Annotated in this window: 13 protein-coding genes; 5 read left to right on the forward strand and 8 right to left on the reverse strand. The window is 74.0% G+C overall.

Annotated features, from left to right (window positions below):
* Window positions 1-171 precede the first annotated feature (171 nt).
* The 3 genes from AC07FY_RS27965 to AC07FY_RS27975 form a co-directional block, all read right to left on the reverse strand.
* Window positions 172-2451 (reverse strand): S9 family peptidase, encoded by a 2280-nt coding sequence (locus tag AC07FY_RS27965; RefSeq protein WP_479011740.1) that lies wholly within the window; start codon window positions 2449-2451, stop codon window positions 172-174.
* Window positions 2452-2494: 43 nt separating this feature from the next.
* The gene (locus AC07FY_RS27970; RefSeq protein ID WP_479011490.1) at window positions 2495-4276 is read right to left on the reverse strand and encodes an N-acetylglutaminylglutamine amidotransferase; all 1782 of its coding nucleotides are present in this window, start codon (window positions 4274-4276) and stop codon (window positions 2495-2497) included.
* Between the two features lie 287 nt (window positions 4277-4563).
* Entirely contained in the window at window positions 4564-5871 is a 1308-nt protein-coding gene (locus AC07FY_RS27975) for a preATP grasp domain-containing protein (protein ID WP_479011491.1), read from the reverse strand.
* 205 nt (window positions 5872-6076) lie between these two features.
* Here AC07FY_RS27975 and AC07FY_RS27980 point away from each other — a divergent pair, with 205 nt between their 5' ends.
* A complete protein-coding gene (locus AC07FY_RS27980; protein ID WP_479011493.1) occupies window positions 6077-7630 on the forward strand; it encodes an FAD-dependent oxidoreductase in 1554 nt (517 codons plus the stop codon).
* Window positions 7631-7681: 51 nt separating this feature from the next.
* On the opposite strand, the gene AC07FY_RS27985 is transcribed toward AC07FY_RS27980, so the two are convergent.
* Entirely contained in the window at window positions 7682-8611 is a 930-nt protein-coding gene (locus tag AC07FY_RS27985; protein ID WP_479011496.1) for an MBL fold metallo-hydrolase, read from the reverse strand.
* Between the two features lie 86 nt (window positions 8612-8697).
* Here AC07FY_RS27985 and AC07FY_RS27990 point away from each other — a divergent pair, with 86 nt between their 5' ends.
* Window positions 8698-9711, forward strand: coding sequence for an AraC family transcriptional regulator (locus AC07FY_RS27990; protein WP_479011743.1), 1014 nt, complete (start codon window positions 8698-8700; stop codon window positions 9709-9711).
* Here AC07FY_RS27990 and AC07FY_RS27995 read toward each other — a convergent pair.
* From AC07FY_RS27995 to AC07FY_RS28010, 4 genes are all read right to left on the reverse strand, one after another.
* Window positions 9700-10281, reverse strand: coding sequence for a dihydrofolate reductase family protein (locus AC07FY_RS27995; protein WP_479011499.1), 582 nt, complete (start codon window positions 10279-10281; stop codon window positions 9700-9702). The two genes, AC07FY_RS27990 and AC07FY_RS27995, sit on opposite strands and share 12 nt — an antisense overlap.
* 85 nt (window positions 10282-10366) lie before the next feature.
* The gene (locus tag AC07FY_RS28000; protein WP_479011502.1) at window positions 10367-12073 is read right to left on the reverse strand and encodes a PKD domain-containing protein; all 1707 of its coding nucleotides are present in this window, start codon (window positions 12071-12073) and stop codon (window positions 10367-10369) included.
* Window positions 12074-12377: 304 nt separating this feature from the next.
* On the reverse strand, window positions 12378-13469 hold the full coding sequence (locus tag AC07FY_RS28005) for a PP2C family protein-serine/threonine phosphatase (protein WP_479011505.1): 1092 nt from the start codon (window positions 13467-13469) through the stop codon (window positions 12378-12380).
* Between the two features lie 295 nt (window positions 13470-13764).
* On the reverse strand, window positions 13765-14214 hold the full coding sequence (locus tag AC07FY_RS28010; protein ID WP_479011507.1) for an SRPBCC family protein: 450 nt from the start codon (window positions 14212-14214) through the stop codon (window positions 13765-13767).
* A 257-nt stretch (window positions 14215-14471) separates the two neighbouring features.
* Between AC07FY_RS28010 and AC07FY_RS28015 the strand changes: the two genes are divergently transcribed.
* Genes AC07FY_RS28015 through AC07FY_RS28025 form a run of 3 tightly spaced genes read left to right on the forward strand, consistent with a single transcriptional unit; the run spans window position 14472 to window position 17953 of the window.
* On the forward strand, window positions 14472-15686 hold the full coding sequence (locus tag AC07FY_RS28015) for a lycopene cyclase family protein (RefSeq protein WP_479011510.1): 1215 nt from the start codon (window positions 14472-14474) through the stop codon (window positions 15684-15686).
* A 9-nt stretch (window positions 15687-15695) separates the two neighbouring features.
* Window positions 15696-16403: a class I SAM-dependent methyltransferase gene (locus AC07FY_RS28020; protein ID WP_479011513.1), complete on the forward strand. Its 708-nt coding sequence runs from the start codon at window positions 15696-15698 to the stop codon at window positions 16401-16403.
* Complete coding sequence (locus AC07FY_RS28025; protein WP_479011516.1) at window positions 16400-17953, forward strand: FAD-dependent oxidoreductase; 1554 nt, start codon at window positions 16400-16402, stop codon at window positions 17951-17953. The genes AC07FY_RS28020 and AC07FY_RS28025 overlap by 4 nt, the downstream gene beginning before the upstream one ends.
* The last annotated feature ends 29 nt before the right edge of the window (window positions 17954-17982 follow it).

The following is a 17982-nucleotide window of genomic DNA, read 5'->3' on the forward strand; positions in this document are numbered from 1 at the left end:
GGCAGGGCGGCTGCATCCCCGCGGCACAGGCGCCGGGTGACTCCGGATGCCCTCACTGTTGTCGAGGATCATCTTGCAGCCCGTCCGCGCCAGTTCCTGGTCGTCGGCGATCACCGCGCTGATGGACACCCGCACTCCTCCTCTGCTCGGGGCACGGCCCGCTCCGGGTCGTCAGGAGGCCGGAGCGGGGCCGAGGTACTTCTCCAGCCAGTCCGCGGCGGCACGGCGGTAGAGCCTGCGGTTGTCCGCCCGCAGGAACTCGTGGCCCTCGTCGCGCAGGGTCAACTGCCGCGCCGGCACGCCCCGCTCGCGTGCCGCCCGGATGAACTGCTCCGACTCGGTGGGCGGCACGTTGGTGTCGTGCTCGCCGTGGACCGCCAGGACCGGAGCGCGCAGCTGGTCGACGCGGCTCATCGGGGACAGGGCGCGCAGCAGTTCGCGGTCGTGCTCGGGGTGGCCGTACTTGGCGGCGGCGGACTGCGCGATCCACGGCTCCGTGCCGGCGAAGAAGGTGGCGAAGTCCGACATCCCGCAAACCGCGACCCCGGCGCGGAAGAGGTCCGGATGCCATACCAGGGAGGCCATGGTGAGGTAGCCGCCGTACGAGCGGCCCATCACGCCCAGGCGTACCGGGTCCGCGTAGCCGAGTGAGACGACGTGTGCGGCGCAGTCGGCGACGTCGTCGATCGCGGCGAACCGGCCCTCGCCGAGGTCGGCGTCCACGAAGGAGCGCCCCCAGCCCGAGGACCCGCGCACGTCAGGCGCGAACACGTCCAGACCCCGGCCGAGGAGCTCGTGGTAGAGCGGGCTGAACACCGGCCGTTCCTGTTCCTCCGGGCCGCCGTGCAGGTGGATGACGCACGGCGCCGGCCGGCCCGGGTCCTGGCCCGGCGCCCGGTAGTACCAGCCTCCGAGCGTCAGCCCGTCCCGCGCGGGGCAGCGCAGCGGTACGGGGCGTACGGGAGGCCGGCCGGGCGGCACGGCGTCCTCGTCCCGCGCCGACCAGCCCGCGCGTACGGACAGCAGGCCCGGGTCGAGTTCCCAGATGCCGGGCCTGCGCCGGGACCCCGACAGCGCGGCGAACAGTCCGCCGCGCTCCAGCGGGGCGATGCGGGTCACCACTTCGTGGGGCAGGTCCGGTCGGTGCGGGGGCCCGGGCGCACCGTCGTCGTCGGCGGCGGGCAGGTCCACGCTCTCCAGCTCGGTCGCGCCGTGCACGTTCCAGGCGAGGAGCGCCCACCGGCCGTGGTCGGGCAGGCTCAGCAGGTCCAGGGCCGCCCCCTCCCGGGCCGTCGCGACCGACACCGCGCGCCCCGCGCCCTCGTCGTCCAGCCGGATCCGCAGCAGGGCCGCGAACTCGCGGTCCGTGTCGCTGCGCAGCCACAGCGTCCGCGCGTCGGCGGAGAACCGGCCGATCCAGGGATCCCCGTCGGCCACGTGCAGGGAGAAGGTGGTGCGGCCGGAGGCGGTGTCGAGCACGAGAGCCTGACGCCGGCCGCGCGGACCGCGCCGGACGAGCGCGAAACGCCCGTCCGCGCTCATGTCGCACACGCGCAGCGACGCCGCTCCCTCCTCGCCGTAGAGCAGGACGGGGGCATGGGCTCCGTCCGGGTCCAGCAGATAGGCGGCCAGCCCGCCGCTGCGCACCTGCTCGCCGCTGCGGAGCCGGCCGAGGTCCGGGACGGGGCCGGCCGACGCGAGCACGGACGGTGCGGGCTCCGGGGCCGGGGCCTGGGGCGCCGAGCCCGCGCCGAGCAGGGTCGCCGTGCCGCCGCGCTCGGACCAGGCCGCACCCGGGGCCCTCGCGCCGGTCGGCGGCCCGCCGTCGGCGTCCGGTGCGAGGTGCCCAGGTCCGGCGTGCTCCGCGCCCGACGCGGAGGGTTGGGCGACGGTGACGGTGAGGGCGGAGCCGTCGCGGGCCCAGCAGCCGAGGTGCGCCGAGCTGCCGGGTTCGGCGCCCGCGAGGACCTGCCTGCCGGTTCCGTCCGGGCGCACCACCAGGACGCGGGTGTGCTCGCCGCCGCCGGGTGCGGAGGTGTAGGCGATCCAGCGCCCGTCGGGCGACCAGGAGACCTCGGTGACCGGGTCGGGGTCGCCGTCCAGCACGTGGGCCTCGGCCCCCCGGGCGGGTCCGCTCCACAGTTGCGGGACTCCGGCGCGGTCGCAGATGAACGCGACGTACTCCCCGGTCGGGTCCGCCGAGGGGTACCAGCATCCGTGGGCGGTGAGCAGCGTGGGCGGGTCGGCGCTGCGGTGGTCGGGCAGCCGTACCGGCGCGGGCGCCGGCGCGGCCGGGCCGGCGGCGCGGTCCCCCCGCGGGGGTCCCGCCGCCAGGCCGACGGCCGTCACGAGCGGCCCGGCATCGCGGTCCAGGACATCAGGGGGAACCGCTGCTGCCGTCGCGTGGGTCGTACCGAATGCGTGCTCGACGTTCGACTGCTCCAGGGGCATGGCCACCTCTCCCAGGCTTCCGCTTGCGGACCGTTCCCACCACTCAGCGGATGCCGTGCGCCTGGAGCCAGATCTCCAGTGACGCCACCTGCCACAGCGTGTTCGCACCGCGCCTGGCGCGGTGCTCGTTGGGCGCCGCGAGCATCTTCTCCACGAAGCGCTCGTCGAATATCCCGCGCCGGCGCGCCTCGGGTGCCCGCAGGGCGTCCCGTACCCGGTTCAGTACGGGCTGAGCCATGTGGCTGACCGCGGGGACCGGGAAGTATCCCTTCGGCCGGTCGACGACCTCGCGGGGCAGTACCGCGCGGCCGACGTCCTTGAGCACGGCCTTGCCGCCCTGCGCGAGCTTCAGCCGGGGCGGGCAGGCCGCCGCCAGCTCGACGAGCTCGTGGTCCAGGAACGGCACCCTCGCCTCCAGGCCCCACGCCATGGTCATGTTGTCGACCCGCTTGACCGGGTCGTCGGGCATCAGCGCGTGGACGTCCATGCGCAGGGCGGCGTCGAGGGCGGTCTCGGCCCCGGGGGCGGCCGTGTGCCGGTGGACGAACTCGGTCGACGCGTCGTGGTCGGCGGCGAAGTCCGGGTGCAGCAGGGCGGTGAGCTCGGCGTGCGTGCGGTCGAAGTACGCCTCGATGTAGGTGTCTGCCGCGCCGGCGCGGGTGGCCGAGGCGATCTGCGGGTACCAGTGGTAACCGGCGAAGACCTCGTCGGCGCCCTGGCCGCACAGCACGACCTTGACGTCCTTGGAGACCTGCTCGGACAGCATGTGGAAGGCCACCGCGTCGTGGCTGACCATCGGCTCGCTCATGGCGCCGATCGCGGCGTCCAGGGCGGCCGGGAGCCGGTCGGAGCTGATCATGAACTGGTGGTGGTCGGTGGAGAAGTGCCGGGCGACCAGGTCCGAGTAGTGGAACTCGTCGCCGTCCTGGCCGTTCTCCTCCTCGAATCCCATCGCGAAGGTCGGGATGTCCCCGTGGCCCTCCTCGGCGAGCATCGCCACCATCAGGCTGGAGTCCAGGCCGCCGGACAGCAGCACCCCGACCGGGACGTCCGCCACCGTACGGCGCCGTACTGCCCTGCGCAGCGCCTCGTGCACCGCCTCCTGCCACAGCCCCGGGTCGTCGCCGAGGTCGGCGTGCCTGGTGTAGTCGGGCTGCCAGTAGCAGTGGTCGTGGTGGGTTCCGTCGGGCTCGACGACGCGGACCGTGGCGGGCGGGATCTTCCGTACGCCGGCCAGCACGGTGCGCGGCGCGGGCACGGTGCCGTGCCAGCTCAGGTAGTGGTGCAGGGCGACCGGGTCGATGGAGGTGTCCACTCCGCCGCCCGCCAGCAGCGCCGGCAGGGAGGAGGCGAAGCGCAGGCGGTCGCAGTCCTGGGTGACGTACAGGGGCTTGATGCCGAGCCGGTCGCGCCCCAGCACGACCCGTCCCGTCCGCTGCTCGACCACGGCGAAGGCGAACATGCCGACGAGGAACTCGACGCAGTCCGGCCCCCACTCGGCGTAGGCCTTGACGACGACCTCGGTGTCGGAGTCCGAGAAGAACCGGTGGCCCAGCTTCTCGAGGCGGGCGCGCAGTTCCCGGTAGTTGTAGATGCAGCCGTTGAAGACGCCCGTGAGACCCGTTCCCGGGTCGACCATCGGCTGCGCGCCCCGCTCGGACAGGTCGATGATCTTCAACCGTCTGTGACCGAGGGCCACGGCTCCTTGCGACCACGACCCGCGTCCGTCCGGTCCGCGCTGCTCCATCGCATCGGTCATGCGTTCGACAGCGGCCAGGTCGGGACGCCTGCCGTCGAAACGCACCTCACCACTCAGGCCGCACACGGGGCACCTCCCTCGGAAACGGCGCCCCGGGGCGCCCGTGAGACCTCTTCGAACCCATGGGGCCAGGTCACGTACACCATTCGTCTGCACTCCTGTGCCGGTTCGGCCTGCACGGTTCAGCAGGCCCGAACGGGCGGTCGACATGTCCGGCGCCTGCCCGGCCAGACGGCGCTTAAGCCGATGTTTTGCCCGAGCGACGATCACAGGGCGCCGTTCCGGGCCGCGAAACCGGGGCCGCGACGGCCGCCGGGGCGGCCGCCGTCCCCGTCACGCACAGTCGCCAGCCGTCAGGTCCCGTCGAACTCCATGGCCTTCGCCGCGGCCGCCTCGCGCTCGGCCAGACCCGCCTCATCGGCGGCGATGACCGCGTAGCGCCACGACCGGCCGTCCGGCGGGGCGTCCGCGTACAGCACGACCCCTTCACCGGTCGCCGGGTCGAACGCGAGGTGGTGGTCGCGCAGCCGGTCGAGGGCCTCCGCGAAGCCGAAGGGCCGGCCCGTGCGCCGCTTGGACACGGCCCAGGCCGGCCGGGGCAGACCCGACGCCGCCACCAGCCGGGTGACCATCGCGAAGGGCGTGGTGGTCGCGGTGCGGCGCACGTTGCTCTCACTGGCGTACGCCACACCGTCCGTGTCGACGAGGGCGTCCACTCCGAAGGGCCCGAGGTATCCCTGTCCGGCGAGGTGGCGCCCCAGTGCCAGCCCCCACTCCTCCAGCTCGCCCGCCACGTGCGCGCAGGACGGCGGAAGAGGGGAGACGTATCCGGTGAACGAGCCCTGCTCCGTCCGCATCGCACCGCTGAACAGGGCGCGCGTTCCGGAGGCGGTGTTCTCCATCTGGATGCTCACCGACTCGGCCACGGGCAGGCATTCCTCCACCACCCAGGTGCCCTGGGGGCCGCCCACGGACTCCAGCGCCGGCCCCGTCCCCGCCACGTCCCCCCGGGCGAGGAAGCGCAGACCGTGGCCCCCCGCCGAGCGGTCGGGTTTGACCACCACCCGCTCGTGCCGGCGCAGCATCCGGTCCACGACCTCCGCCACCTCCGGGCGGCGGCACACCTGCCCTTCCGGCAGCCGCATGCCCACCCGTTCGGCCGCCCGGCGGAAGCCCGCCTTCGTGTTCAGCAGCATCGTGACGGGCAGCGCGGCGGCAGCGTCCTCGACCGTGGGGTACGGGTGCACGGTGATGCCGAGCTCCCGTGCGAAGCCCAGGGCGGACGCGTCCATGGCGGTGGGCACCAGGGCGGTGCCCGGCCGGCCCGTATGGGCCCGTACCCGGTCCATGAGCCCGGCCCGGCGGACCGCGTCGGCGAGGGGGACGGCGCCTGCCGGCGGCACCTCGATGACCGCGGCCTGCGCGCCGGACACTCCCGTCAGGCCGCTCACGTAGCGGCTGAACTCCCCGCTCAGCGGCCCGGGACTCACCAGCACGTCCCCGGGCCGCAGCAGCCACGCCTTGCGCGGCGCCTGCTGCGCCCACTGCGCCAGTACCTGCCCTTCCTCGAGGTCCACCGCCAGGTCCGAGAGGAAGTTCGCGAAGACGACCTGCGGAGCTGCTTCCGGTGCGTCCACCGCTGTGTTCACCGCTGTGTTCACCGCTGTTTCCTCCAGGTGCGCGGGTGCGCTCCGGCGGACCTCCGGAGCGGGTCGGGTTTCCAGGGTGCCGGAGGAAGGCCGGAACGGCTGAGCGCAGCGGGCACGGCGGACCTCCGGAAGCCGGTCGCAGCCCCGGTCACCACCCCCGGTTCGGGGCCCGGCGAACGGCGCGCATCAGGGTCGGATTCCTGGGCAGCCGCCGGGTATGAACCGACTTCCCGACACCGGACGCTCCGGACGCTCCTATTGGATGGAGACGGCCTCCATGCCGTCCTTCGCACCGCTCTCGGGCGCCGTGGAGGCGGATGCCGCTGTCATCGGCAGCGGCATCGTCGGCCTCAGTACGGCGTGGGAACTCGCCCGCGCGGGGCTGACGGTCATCGTGCTGGAAGCAGACCGGTTGGCGAACGGCGTGACGGGCCATACGACGGCCAAGCTGACCGCCCTGCACACCGCCGTGTACGACACGCTGCGGAGCAAGCACGGGGAGGACGCCGCCCGCCGGTACGCCGCTTCGCAGAGCGCCGCCCTGCGGCACGTCATCGAGGTCTCCGGGGAACTGGGCATCGACTGCGAACTGGAGAGGCGCCCGGCGTTCACCTACTGCGAGCAGCCCGAGGGCGTGGACGCCCTGCGCGCGGAGGCCGACGCGGCGCGGTCGGCCGGTCTCAGCGCCTCGTTCGTCACCGAGACCGGTCTGCCCTTCCCCGTCGCCGGCGCCGTCCGGGTCGAGGACCAGGCCCAGTTCCATCCGCTCAAGTACCTGCGCGGGCTCGTCGAGGACATCGTCGCGCGGGGCGGCCGGATCCACGAGGGCACCCGGGTCACCGAGCTCGACGACGGCGATCCGTGCCGGCTCACCACCGACTCCGGGGCCACCGTCTCCGCCCGGCACGTCGTCGTCGCCACGCACCACCCCCAGTTCGACAAGGCGATGCTCGCCACGCGGCTCTCCCAGCACCGCGACCTGGTCGTCGCGGGCTCCGTGGACGGACACCACGACCCCGGGGGCATGTACATCACGGAGGAGGGCGGCAAGCGGTCCGTCCGCACCTCGCCGCTGGCGGACGGCAGCCGCCTGGTGATCGTCACCGGGGAGGCGTTCAAACCGGGCACCGGCGAGGACACCGAGGCCGGCTACGCCCGTCTGCGGGCCTGGACCGAGCAGCACTTCCCCGGCGTCACGATCACCCACCAGTGGGCCGCGCAGGACAACAGCTCCACGGACACGCTGCCCCTCATCGGCCGCCTGCCCACCAAGGGGGACAACGTCTACGTCGCCACCGGCTTCGCCGGCTGGGGCATGACGGGCGGGGTGCTGGCCTCGACGGTCATCGCGTCGCTCGTCCGCGGTGAGGAGGAGCCCTGGGGCGGTCTGTACGATCCCGGCCGCGTCGGCCCGGCGGTGAAGACCGCGCCCTCCTACCTCAAGGAGCAGTGGGAGGTCGGCAAGCACTTCGTCAAAGACCGCCTGGACACCCTCGGCGAGGGCACCGACGGCCCGGTCGAGAGCCTGCAGCCCGGTGAGGGCACCGTGGTGCGCTCCGGTGGCAAGCCCTGCGCCGTGCACCGCGACGACCAGGGCGAGCTGCACGCCGTGTCCGCCGTCTGCACCCACATGGGATGCCTGGTCGCTTTCAACAACGCCGAACGGACCTGGGAATGCCCGTGCCACGGCTCCCGGTTCGGGGTCGACGGCGAGGTCCTCCAGGGGCCGGCGCAGAGCCCGCTCGAACGCCGGGATCCCGGGGAACTCTGAGCGCTCCGCACGCGGCCGGGTGTTCCGACGCGCGGAGCCCCGGCCGCCGTACTAGGCCTTGGCCCTCCCGAGCGCCGACGGCGCCAGGGTGAAGTATGCGCCCGTGCTGTGCACCTGCGCCGTACCCGTGCCCGCGAAGTGGGCGGGGATCACGAGTTCCCGCCGTTCCGCGGCCCGTTGCAGGACGCGGCGGCGGGAGCGCGCCGCCTGCTCCGGGTCCAGGCAGAAGCAGCTGTTGCAGGAGGGGTCCAGGATCTGGACCGGGCTGTGCAGGAGGTCTCCGGTGAAGACCGCCCGGTCCGTGCCGGAGTCCAGGCGCAGCACGCTGGAACCGGGTGTGTGTCCGGGTGCCGACTCCAGGGTGAGGTGCTCGTCGATGCGGTGCGTGCCGTCCCACAGCACCGCCTGGCCGGCGCGGTGGACGGGCGCGACACTGTCCTCGTAGACGAGCCGGTCCTGCCGGTGAAGGCCCTTGCCGTAGGCGTTGTCCGGCCCGAAGTGGTGGTCGTCGGCAGCCGGGATGAGGTAGCGGGCGCGGGGGAAGGTCGGTACCCACTCCCCGCCGGCGTCGCGGGTGTTCCAGCCGACGTGGTCGGCGTGCACGTGGGTGTTGACGACGGTGTCGACGTCCTCGGGGCGGATTCCGGCGCGGGCCAGGCGGTCGAGGAAGTCCCCTTGCCAGTGGTGGAATTCGGGTGAGTCCGGCCGGTCGCGTCCGTTGCCGACGCCGGTGTCGACGAGGACCGTCCGTCCGGCGCTGCGCAGGACCCAGGTCTGCAGGGCCATCACCGCCACGTCCCGGTCGGGTCGCCAGTGGTCGGGGGCCAGCCAGTCCTCGTTGTCCTGCCACATCCGGGCCGGGGCGTCCGGTACGAGGTCGCGGGCGGGGGCGAAGGCGCCCGTCCACTCGACGATCCGGATGACCTCGACGTCGCCCAGGGTGAAGTGCTCTGCACCGCGTTCACGGTCGTTGTTCTCCATGCCCCGACCCTAGGAAGGGGTGGGTGAGCGGCTCAATGCCCCTTCTGCTCAGGAAGATACGCATGCGGCTCGGCTAGCCTGCCCCGATAGACGTGGTGAGCGACGCGATCTCCGCCGTGCGGATCGGACGGCCCTTCTCCGAGCGGTTGCGGGTGGGCGGCAGCTGGTGCGCGCGCCTGGCCCCGTACGAAGGCGCCGGCTTCCACGTCGTCCTGGAGGGCGGGTGCTGGCTGCTGCCCGACGGCGGCTCCCCCGTCGAGCTCGGGCCTGGTGACGCGGTGCTGCTGCCGCACGGCGCCGGACACGTGATGGCCGACTCCCCCGCCGACGCGGCGGCCGTGGCGCGGGCGGTGCCGTTCGAGCCGCAGGTCGGCGCGCGACGGCTGCGCACGGTCGGGCAGGGGCCGGTCACGGCCGAGCTGCTGTGCGGCAAGTACCGGCTGGACCGCAGCCGGGCGCACCCGCTGCTGGCGGAGCTGCCGCAGGTCGTGCACCTGCCGGACCGGCCGGAGGCCGCACCCGAACTGCGGGCCGCCGTCGGCCTGCTCAGCCGGGAGGTGGACGGGCAGCGGCCGGGCTCCGCCATCGCCGTGACCGGCCTGCTCGACCTGCTGCTGGTCTACATGATCCGTGCCTGGACGGGCCGGGGCGGGACCGGGGCGTGGCCGGCCGTGCTGGGCGACCCGGTGGCGGCGGCCGCCCTGCGGGCGCTGCACGCCGACCCCGCCCACCCGTGGACCACCGAGCGCCTGGCCGCCGCCGCGGGCGTGTCCCGGCCGACCCTGGGCCGGCGGTTCACCGCCCTGGTGGGCCGTCCCCCGATGGCCTACCTCACCTGGTGGCGCCTGAATCTGGCGGCCGTCCGGCTCCGGGACACCGCCGATCCGCTGTCCGCGGTGGCGCACGGGGCGGGGTACGCGAGCCCGTACGCCCTCTCCCATGCCTTCAGCCGCGAGTTCGGGACGACTCCGGGCCGGTACCGGGCGGCGGTGCGCGCCGGTACGCAGTCCGTACGCCGCCCCGATCCGCCTCCACCGGGTCCGGCCGCCGGCGAGCCGTCGGCCGGGGCTTGCGGATCCGCGCCCCTGTCAGCCCTGTGACGCGGGCCGGGGGGTCACCCGGTGGCGGAGGTAGACGAACTTCGAGCTGAAGGTGCGGGTCTCGATCAGTTCCAGGTCCACCCGGCGCTCGCTCCGGGGGAAGAAGGGAGTGCCCCCGCCGACCAGCACGGGGTGAACCACGGACCGGTACTCGTCGATCAACCCGGCCGCGGCCGCCTCGGCGGCGAGCGTCGCGCCGCCGATGGCGATGTCCCCCTCCCCCGGCTCGGCGCGCAGCCGCTCGATCTCCTCGGCCACCCCGCCGCGGACCAGGCGGGCGTTGCCCCGCACGTCCGGCAGCGTGGTGGAGAACACCACCTTGGGGAGGGCCTTCCAGAGGGCGGTCCACTCGAGCGAGGGGGCGTCGAGCGCCGGGTCCTCGTCGGCGGTCTCCCAGTACAGCATCGTCTCGTACAACCGGCGCCCCATCAGGTGGACGCCGATCTGCCGGATGTCGTCGATCCAGAAGCGAAAGACCTCCTCGTCGGGTTCGGTCCAGTCGATGCCGCCGTCCGGGTCGACGATGTAGCCGTCCAGTGAGATGTTCATCGAATAGGTCACGTCACGCATCGAAACGCCTCCTCGGTATGAGGAGACAGTAGGCCCGGCGGGCCGGGTGCGGGGGGCGGCCCGCTCGTGCGGACCGCCCCGGGGGTCACTTCGACTGGTAGACGCCGAAGACGTCGAGCACCAGATCGGCGTCCTCGTGACCCTGGTTCCAGAAGGTGATGACGCCGTGCTCGCCGTCGCTCGCCTGCACCAGGTTCGGCACGGTGGTGCCCGCCGTCCAGTTCAGGGTGGAGGAGCCGGGCCGCGGCCCGGCGGGGGCGGCGGGCTCCCCCGGCTCCGGCAGCGGGCCGGGGCCCGGCGCCACGGAGAGGTACCCGGTGCCGCCGGGCTCGGTGACGGTCGCGTTCAGCACGTACGCCTCGACGCCCGTGGCGGCGTCGGGCGTGAACCCGTGCGCGATGTGCTCCCGGGCCTTGAACCGGCCGCCGGGCCAGCCGTACGCCTCCACCCGGGTGTCGAGCGTCCGGAACGGGGTGAACGGCAGGAAGGCGGCCTTGCCGTCCTTGCTGTAGTAGCCGACGACGTCGACGACCACGTGGGTCGGCGACCAGGACCCGTTGAACACCTTGACCGTCCCGTCCGCGGCGACCGGCACGATCACCGCGTTGGCCACCGTCTGGCCGGGCACGAAGTTCAGGTTCGACGCCGTGGGGACCGGCCCGTCACCGGCGGAGGCGGTCAGGTGGCCCGGTCCCCCGGGCTCGGTCACCGTGACGTTCAGCGCCACGGCCGTGATGCCCTGCGGCACTCCGCGCAGACCGCCGATCCGGGTCGTGAAGGCGCTGCGGGCGGCGAGTCGGCCCAGGGGTGCGCCGACCCCCACGCGGGTGTCCACGAACCGGGCGGGGGTCATCGAGGTGTAGCCGCCGGCCGAGGCCCGGGTGAAGTAGCCGGTGACGTCGGCGATCAGGTCGACCGGGGCGGGGCCGCCGTTGTACAGCTCCACGTACCCGTCCTCGCCGACCGGCACGATCACCAGGTTCGGGACGGACCGGCCGGCGGTGTAGTTCAGGTTCGAGGTCTCCGGGCGGTCGTGGCCCGCACCGGGCCAGGCGGTCACGTACCCGCTGTCGACGGTCTCGGTGACCGTGACGTTGAGGGCGACCGCGGTGACGCCCGCCGGGACGGCGGCGTTGCCGGCCACCTTCACCCGGGCGGAGCCCTGCCCGGCGACCTTGCCGGCGGGCGCGCCGGTGCCGTCGCGCGTGTCGAGGAGCCGCGTCGGGGTGTGCGGCGTGAAGTCGGAGCCGGGGGTGAGGAAGGGACCGCCGTTGGTGGCCTGGACGGCGTTGGCGGTGTCGGTCACCGTGACCTTCACCTGGTACTCGCCGGATTTGTCGTAGGTGTGCTTGTGGTGGAGCTCTGTGCTGCCCTGGACGGTGACCGTGTCGGTCTTCCCGTCGCCCCAGTCGACGACGACGTCGAGCGCGAAGTCGGCGCTCGTGATCAGGGTGGTGAGTTCGATCCCGTGCGCGGTGTAGCTGGTACCGCTGACGTCCACGGCGAGTGCCGGGTTGGCCCCGGGATCCAGTGCGGCCGGCGCGTCCTGCGCGGTCCGCGCAGTCTGCGGTGCCGCCGTCTCGGCGCCCGTCCGGGCGTCCGGTGGGGCGCCCCCCGCGGCGGTGGCGGGAAGTGCGGTCCGGACCGTGCGGTCGGCGGGGCTGTGGAAGCCCTCGGAGGTGGACGCCTCGGCTGTCGCCGCGGCCACGCCGGCCGCGACGGGTACGGGATCCGCCGCCTGCGCGGTGCCCGGAAGGATGCCGAGACCTGCTGCCACGAAGGCAGCGGTCATTACGAGTCGGTGGTTGCGCACCGGCCCCCCAGTGATGGTGATGAGCGAAGAGCCGCCACCGTACGTACGGCTTCGGCCACGGCTCACCGCGATCGGCGCGATTCACTCCATCGGGGCCACGGCTTTACCCTCTGTGCGGTTTCCGCTCGAGGGAGCCGGGGAGCGAATCGCCCGGGGTGCCGGCCTGCCCGGGGCCGCGTACCCGGGGTGGACCGCCTTTGACGCGCTCGCACGATCGGTCAACGGGCTGATCGAATCCCTCAGCACCCGAGGCGACCCGTACCGCGGCAGGCAGACCCCCCGCTCACGGCGGGGACACGCGTACGGCGAGGGCGGCGACATCGTCCTCCAGGCGTCCCCGGCTGTAGCGCACGAGGTCGCGGTGCAGAGCCGCGAGCAGTTCTCCGGGCGGGGTCGGGGGCTGGCGGCGCATCCATGCCGACAGCGGGAAGAACTCTCCGTCGCGGGCGCGGGCCTCGGCGATCCCGTCGGTGTAGAGGAGCAGCGTGTCGCCGGGGGCGCAGGTGAAGGTATCGACTTCGTAGTGGTCGCCGATCAGCTCCGCGAGGCCGAGCAGCGGCGAGGGCGTCGGGGACTCCAAGGCCCGCAGTTCCCCGCGGTGCAGGAGCAGCGGCGGGGGGTGCCCGCAGTTGAGGATGTCGATACGGCCGCCCTCGGGCCGGATCTCGACGAGCAGAGCGGTGGCGAACCTCTCCATCGGCCCGTCCGGGGGGAAGGCGGCGTTGTAGCGGGCGCTGCCGGCGTCCAGCCTGCGCGCGATGTCGACCATGTCGGCCTCGCCGTAGGCCGCCTCGCGGAAGGCGTTGACGATCGCCGCGGCCGCCCCCACCGCCGGCAGGCCCTTGCCCCGTACGTCACCGATGAGCAGCCTGACCCCGTACGGCGTGTCGACGACCTCGTAGAAGTCCCCGCCGATGCGGGCCTCCGCCGCGGCCGCGAGGTAGAGCGACTCGATCTCGACGTTCCCGAAACGGCGCGGCATGGGACTGAGCACCACCTGCTGCGCCGCCTCGGCGACGAGGCGTACCTGGAAGAGGGTGCGTTCCCGCTGGAGCCGGACGTGGCTGCCGTAGGCAGCGGCCACGGTGACCGCGATGATCCCCGCGGCCGTCCACCACGTCCCGAGGTCGGGGAAGACGAGGCTCAGGCCGATCATCAGGAGGAGGCAGACCGTCCCGAGCAGGACGGTGGGCAGGACGGGCCACATGGCGGCCGCCAGGGCGGGCGCGGCCGGAAGGAGACGGCTGAAGGCCATTTCGGGCGGCGTGGCGTAGGCCAGGCCGGCGATCACGACCGTCAGGATGACGGGCGACAGCCGGACGAGTCTCCACCGGCCGTAGCGCCGGCGGAGCCTCGGCCGTCCAGACTCGATCACATGTCCCAGACTATCCGCGCGGTGCGGGAACAGCGCTTCGACGGCGGGGGCCGGCCGACTGCTCCACGGGGCCACCGGTGCCGGCCGCCCCGGGCCCGCAGCCTGGTCCAGCCCCGACATCCCGGGCCGTGACGGGTGCTCCACGCGGAGGCGCTATGGAATCACCACGGGCACCGGGAGCGGCAGCCCCCAGCGGGGCGGGCGCCTCGGCCCGAGCCGCCCGGCGGCCCGGCGCGACCCGGTGAACGCACCGACGCGATCGGTGCGGGCCGCGGCGGGCCGGGCGGACGCGGGCTCAGACCTCGCCGCGCCAGGAGCCGGTCTCACGGCCGCGGTCCTCGATGTACTCCTTGAACCGCTTCAGGTCACCGGTGATCTGCCGCTTGACCAGGCCGAGCTTGTCACCGACGTTCTCCGCGAAGCCGTCCGGGTCGTAGTCGAGCTGCAGCATCACCTTCGTCCTGGTGTCGCTCAGGCGGTGGAAGGTGACCACGCCCGCCTGCTTGACCTCGCCGCCCAGCGTCGTCCAGGCGACACGCTCGTCGGGGATCTGCTCGGTGATCTCCGCCTCGAACTCCTTGGTCACCCCACCGATCTTCGCGACCCAGTGGGTCATGGTGTCGGTGCGCTGGTCGATGCGCTCGACGCCGTCCATGAAATGGGGGAACGTCTCGAACTGCGTCCACTGGTTGTACGCGGTGCGCACGGGGACGTCGACCTCGACGGACTCTTCGACTTGCGACACGACAAACATCCTTCCCTGCGTCGGCGGGCACCGGACCCGGCCGTTCCGGGGAGCCCTTCCCCGTGTCGGCGCGTGTGCCCGCGATCCCCGCGGCCATGAGCCCGAACGGCCGCACGATGTCGACCCGGTGGGGATCGGGCACCGTGGCGCGTCGCGCCGCGTCCGCCCGTGCCCGGCCCGTGGAGGGGGTTTACTGCGGGGGACGGGGTACGCGGCGCGGGAGAGCACCTTGGCCGCGGTGGGCGGGAGGCACAGAAGTGAGCTGGGACGCCGATGTGACCGTGGTCGGAGCCGGCGCCGCCGGCCTGTCCCTGGCGGTCGGGCTGACGGAGGAGTCCCTCCCCGGCGCGGTGCGCCGGCCGCGCGTGGTGGTGGTCGAGGCACCGCCGGGCCCGCTGCGCTCCCCCGGCCGCACGTGGTGCTACTGGGAGGCGGGTCCGGGGTCGTACGATGGGCTGCTCAGCGCGAGTTGGGACCGGCTGCGCGTGTACGGGCCGGACGGCGCTGTCATCGACCGGCCGCTGGGCCCGCTGCGGTACAAGATGCTCCGGTCGGACCGGTTCGAGGCGGCCATGTCCGAGCGGCTGCGCACCCGCGGGGTCGAGATACGGCAGATGGCGGTGGAATCGGCGCACGACAGCGCCGACGGGGCGGTGGTCCGCGGCCGGGACGCCGACGGGGCGTCCCGCGTCCTGCGGTCAGGGGTGGTCTTCGACTCGCGTCCGCCGCAGCGGCTCCCGGCCGCCCGGACCGCGCTCCTCCAGCACTTCAGCGGATGGTTCGTGCGGACGGCCGAGTCCGTGTTCGACCCGGCCGCGGCCACCCTGATGGACTTCCGCCTCCCCCAGCCGCCCCGCGGCCTCGCCTTCGGCTACGTGCTGCCGCTGGGCCCCCGTGACGCGCTGGTCGAGTACACGGAGTTCTCCCCGGCGCCCCTGGACGCGGCGGCGTACGAGCGGGCCCTGCGCCACTACTGCGACGCGGTGCTCCGGCTGGGCGCGTTCACCGTGCGGGGGCACGAGCACGGGGTGATCCCGATGTGCGACGGCCGTTTCCCCCGCCGCACCGGACGCCGTGTCTTCCTCGTCGGGGCCGCGGGCGGAGCGACGCGCCCGTCGACGGGCTACACCTTCGCCGCCATCCAGCGCCAGAGCCGGGACCTCGCCGCGGCGGTGCGGGCGGGCCGCTCCCCCGCCGGTGTGCCCGCCGCGCACGGGCGCCGGGCCCTCGCCATGGACGCCGTCCTCCTGCGCGCACTGGACACCGGGCGGGTGGACGGCGGACGGTTCTTCGCCCACCTGTTCTCGACCGTGCCCGCCGAGCGGGTCCTGCGTTTTTTGGACGGCGCGTCCACCCCGTGGGAGGACCTCGGCATCGGGCTGCGCACTCCCGTCGTCCCCATGCTCCGCTCGGTGCTGGACCTGCCCTTCCTCCGACGAAGCGTTCCGGCCGCCTGGCCGGGACACCAGTGAAAGGCTGTCATGACACTGCTGTACGACGACGCCCTGTCGGTCGCCTTCGACCATGCCGCACGCCGCTACGACCTGCTGGTCGCCGCGAGCCCGGGCTACCACGGGCACCTGCGCCGCTCGGCCCGCCGGCTGGGCCTGCGCGACGCGGGCCCCGGTGCCCGCGTCCTGGACCTGGGCTGCGGCACCGGCGCGTCCACGGCCGCGCTGGTGTCCCAGACCCGACGGGCGCGGATCACCGGAGTGGACGCCTCGCGGGGCATGCTGGACCGGGCGGAGGCCAAGTCCTGGCCGCAGGGGGTGCGTTTCGTCCAGGCCTCGGCGGACCGGCTGGGCGAGGCGGGCGTCGGCGGTCCGTTCGAGGCCGTGTTCGCCGCCTACCTGTTCCGCAACGTGCCCGATCCCGGCCGGACGCTGGCCGCCGTGCGCGCCGTGATGGCGCCGGGTGCGCGGATCGCCGTCCACGAGTACGCGCTGAGCGGCAAGCCGGCGCACCGGGCGCTGTGGACGGCCGTGTGCCGGGCGGTGATCATGCCCATGGGCCGGGCGTGCGGGGACGCCGGCCTGTACCGGCACCTGTGGCGCAGTGTGCTGGACTTCGACACGGCGGAGGAGTTCGCGGCGCGGATGCGTGCCGCCGGTTTCACGGACGTGCGGGTGCTGCCGATGCCGGGCTGGCAGACGGGGATCACCCACACCTTCGTCGGGCGGGCGGCGTGAGCGCGCCCCGGCCGGGCCGTGACCGGCGGGCCAGGCGCGTGGCCGGCCGGGACGGGCGGGCGCGTGTCGACGGTGACGGGCCGCAGGTGGCCGTGGTGGGCGGCGGCATCGCCGGGCTGGCCGCGGCCGCGGTGCTCGCCGAACGGGGCGTGTCCGTCACGCTGTACGAGCGGGACGCGCAGCTCGGGGGTCGCGTGGCGGGGTGGCGCACGCAGCTGGCGGACGGGTCGCAGGCGACGATGAGTCGGGGCTTCCACGCCTTCTTCCGGCAGTACTACAACCTGCGGGCGCTGCTGCGGCGGACCGATCCCGGCCTGCACGGTCTGACCGGGCTGCCGGACTATCCGCTGCGCCACCGCGACGGCGGGCAGGACGGTTTCGCCCGGGTGCCGCGGACCCCGCCGCTCAGCGCCCTCGGGTTCGTCGCGCAGAGCCCGTCCTTCGGATGGCGGGACCTGGGCCGGATGGACGCGCGGGCGGCCCTGCCCCTGCTGGACGTCTCGGTGCCCGGTGTGTACGAGGCGCTGGACACGGTGAGCGCGTCGGAGTTCCTCGCCGCGATCCGCTTCCCGGAGGCGGCCCACCACCTTGCCTTCGAGGTGTTCTCGCGCAGCTTCTTCGCCGACCCGGCGACGCTCTCGGCGGCGGAGCTGGTGCTGATGTTCCACATCTACTTCCTCGGTTCCAGCGAGGGGTTGTTGTTCGACGTACCGCGCGAGCCGTTCCCCCAGGCTTTGTGGGACCCCCTGGCCCGGTACCTCGGTGCGCGCGGCGTGGAGATCCGTACCGGGTCGGCCGTGGAGGCGGTGCGGCCCGTCGGGCAGGAGCGGGTGGAGGTCTTCGCCGGGGTGGGGGCCGAGCGGTACGACGGGGTCGTACTGGCCCTGGACACCGGCGGGTTGCGGACCGTGGTCGGTGCCTCGACGGAGTTGGTGGACGGGGCGTGGCGGGCCCGGATCGCGGCGCTGCGGACGGCGCCGCCCTTCCTCGTGTCGCGGCTGTGGCTGTCGCGGCCGGTGGCGGGCGGGCGGCACGGTTTCCTCGGCACGAGCGGCTTCGACGGCCTCGACAACATCAGTGTGCTGGACCGGTGGGAGGGAGAGGCGCACCGCTGGGCGCTGCGGACCGGTGGCTCGGTGGTGGAGCTGCACGCCTACGCGGTCGATCCCTGCGAGCGGCGCGGGGAGGTGGAGGAGCGGATGGTGACGCGGCTTCACGAGGTGTACCCGGAGACCGCGCGGGCCGGGATCGTCGATGTGCGCCACGAGTGGCGCGAGGACTGCCCCCTGTTCACCCTGGGGGGATACCGGGATCGGCCCGGTGTGCGCACGGGGGATCCCCGTGTGGTGGTCGCCGGGGACCTGGTGCGGACGGGTCTGCCGGTCGCGCTGATGGAGCGGGCGGCCACGAGCGGCTTCCTGGCGGCGAACGCGCTGCTGGAGCGCTGGGGGGTGGCGGGCGAGACGGTGTGGACGGTTCCGCAGCAGGGCCGGTCGGCCGTGGGCCGGCTGCTGGCCGGGCTGGGGCGGCGCTCGGCCCCCGCCACCTGACCGTCCCTCCGCCGCCCGCGCCCCCCGCG

The sequence above is a fragment of the Streptomyces sp. NPDC045967 genome (genome assembly GCF_056430495.1).

What these genes read in the sequence shown, in the direction of transcription:
- AC07FY_RS27965 (WP_479011740.1), bottom strand. Translation starts at nt 2,451, where the DNA reads ATGCCCCTGGAGCAGTCGAACGTCGAGCACGCATTCGGTACGACCCAC.
- AC07FY_RS27980 (WP_479011493.1), top strand. Translation starts at nt 6,077, where the DNA reads ATGAACCGACTTCCCGACACCGGACGCTCCGGACGCTCCTATTGGATG.
- AC07FY_RS27985 (WP_479011496.1), bottom strand. Translation starts at nt 8,611, where the DNA reads ATGGAGAACAACGACCGTGAACGCGGTGCAGAGCACTTCACCCTGGGC.
- AC07FY_RS27995 (WP_479011499.1), bottom strand. Translation starts at nt 10,281, where the DNA reads ATGCGTGACGTGACCTATTCGATGAACATCTCACTGGACGGCTACATC.
- AC07FY_RS28000 (WP_479011502.1), bottom strand. Translation starts at nt 12,073, where the DNA reads ATGACCGCTGCCTTCGTGGCAGCAGGTCTCGGCATCCTTCCGGGCACC.
- AC07FY_RS28020 (WP_479011513.1), top strand. Translation starts at nt 15,696, where the DNA reads ATGACACTGCTGTACGACGACGCCCTGTCGGTCGCCTTCGACCATGCC.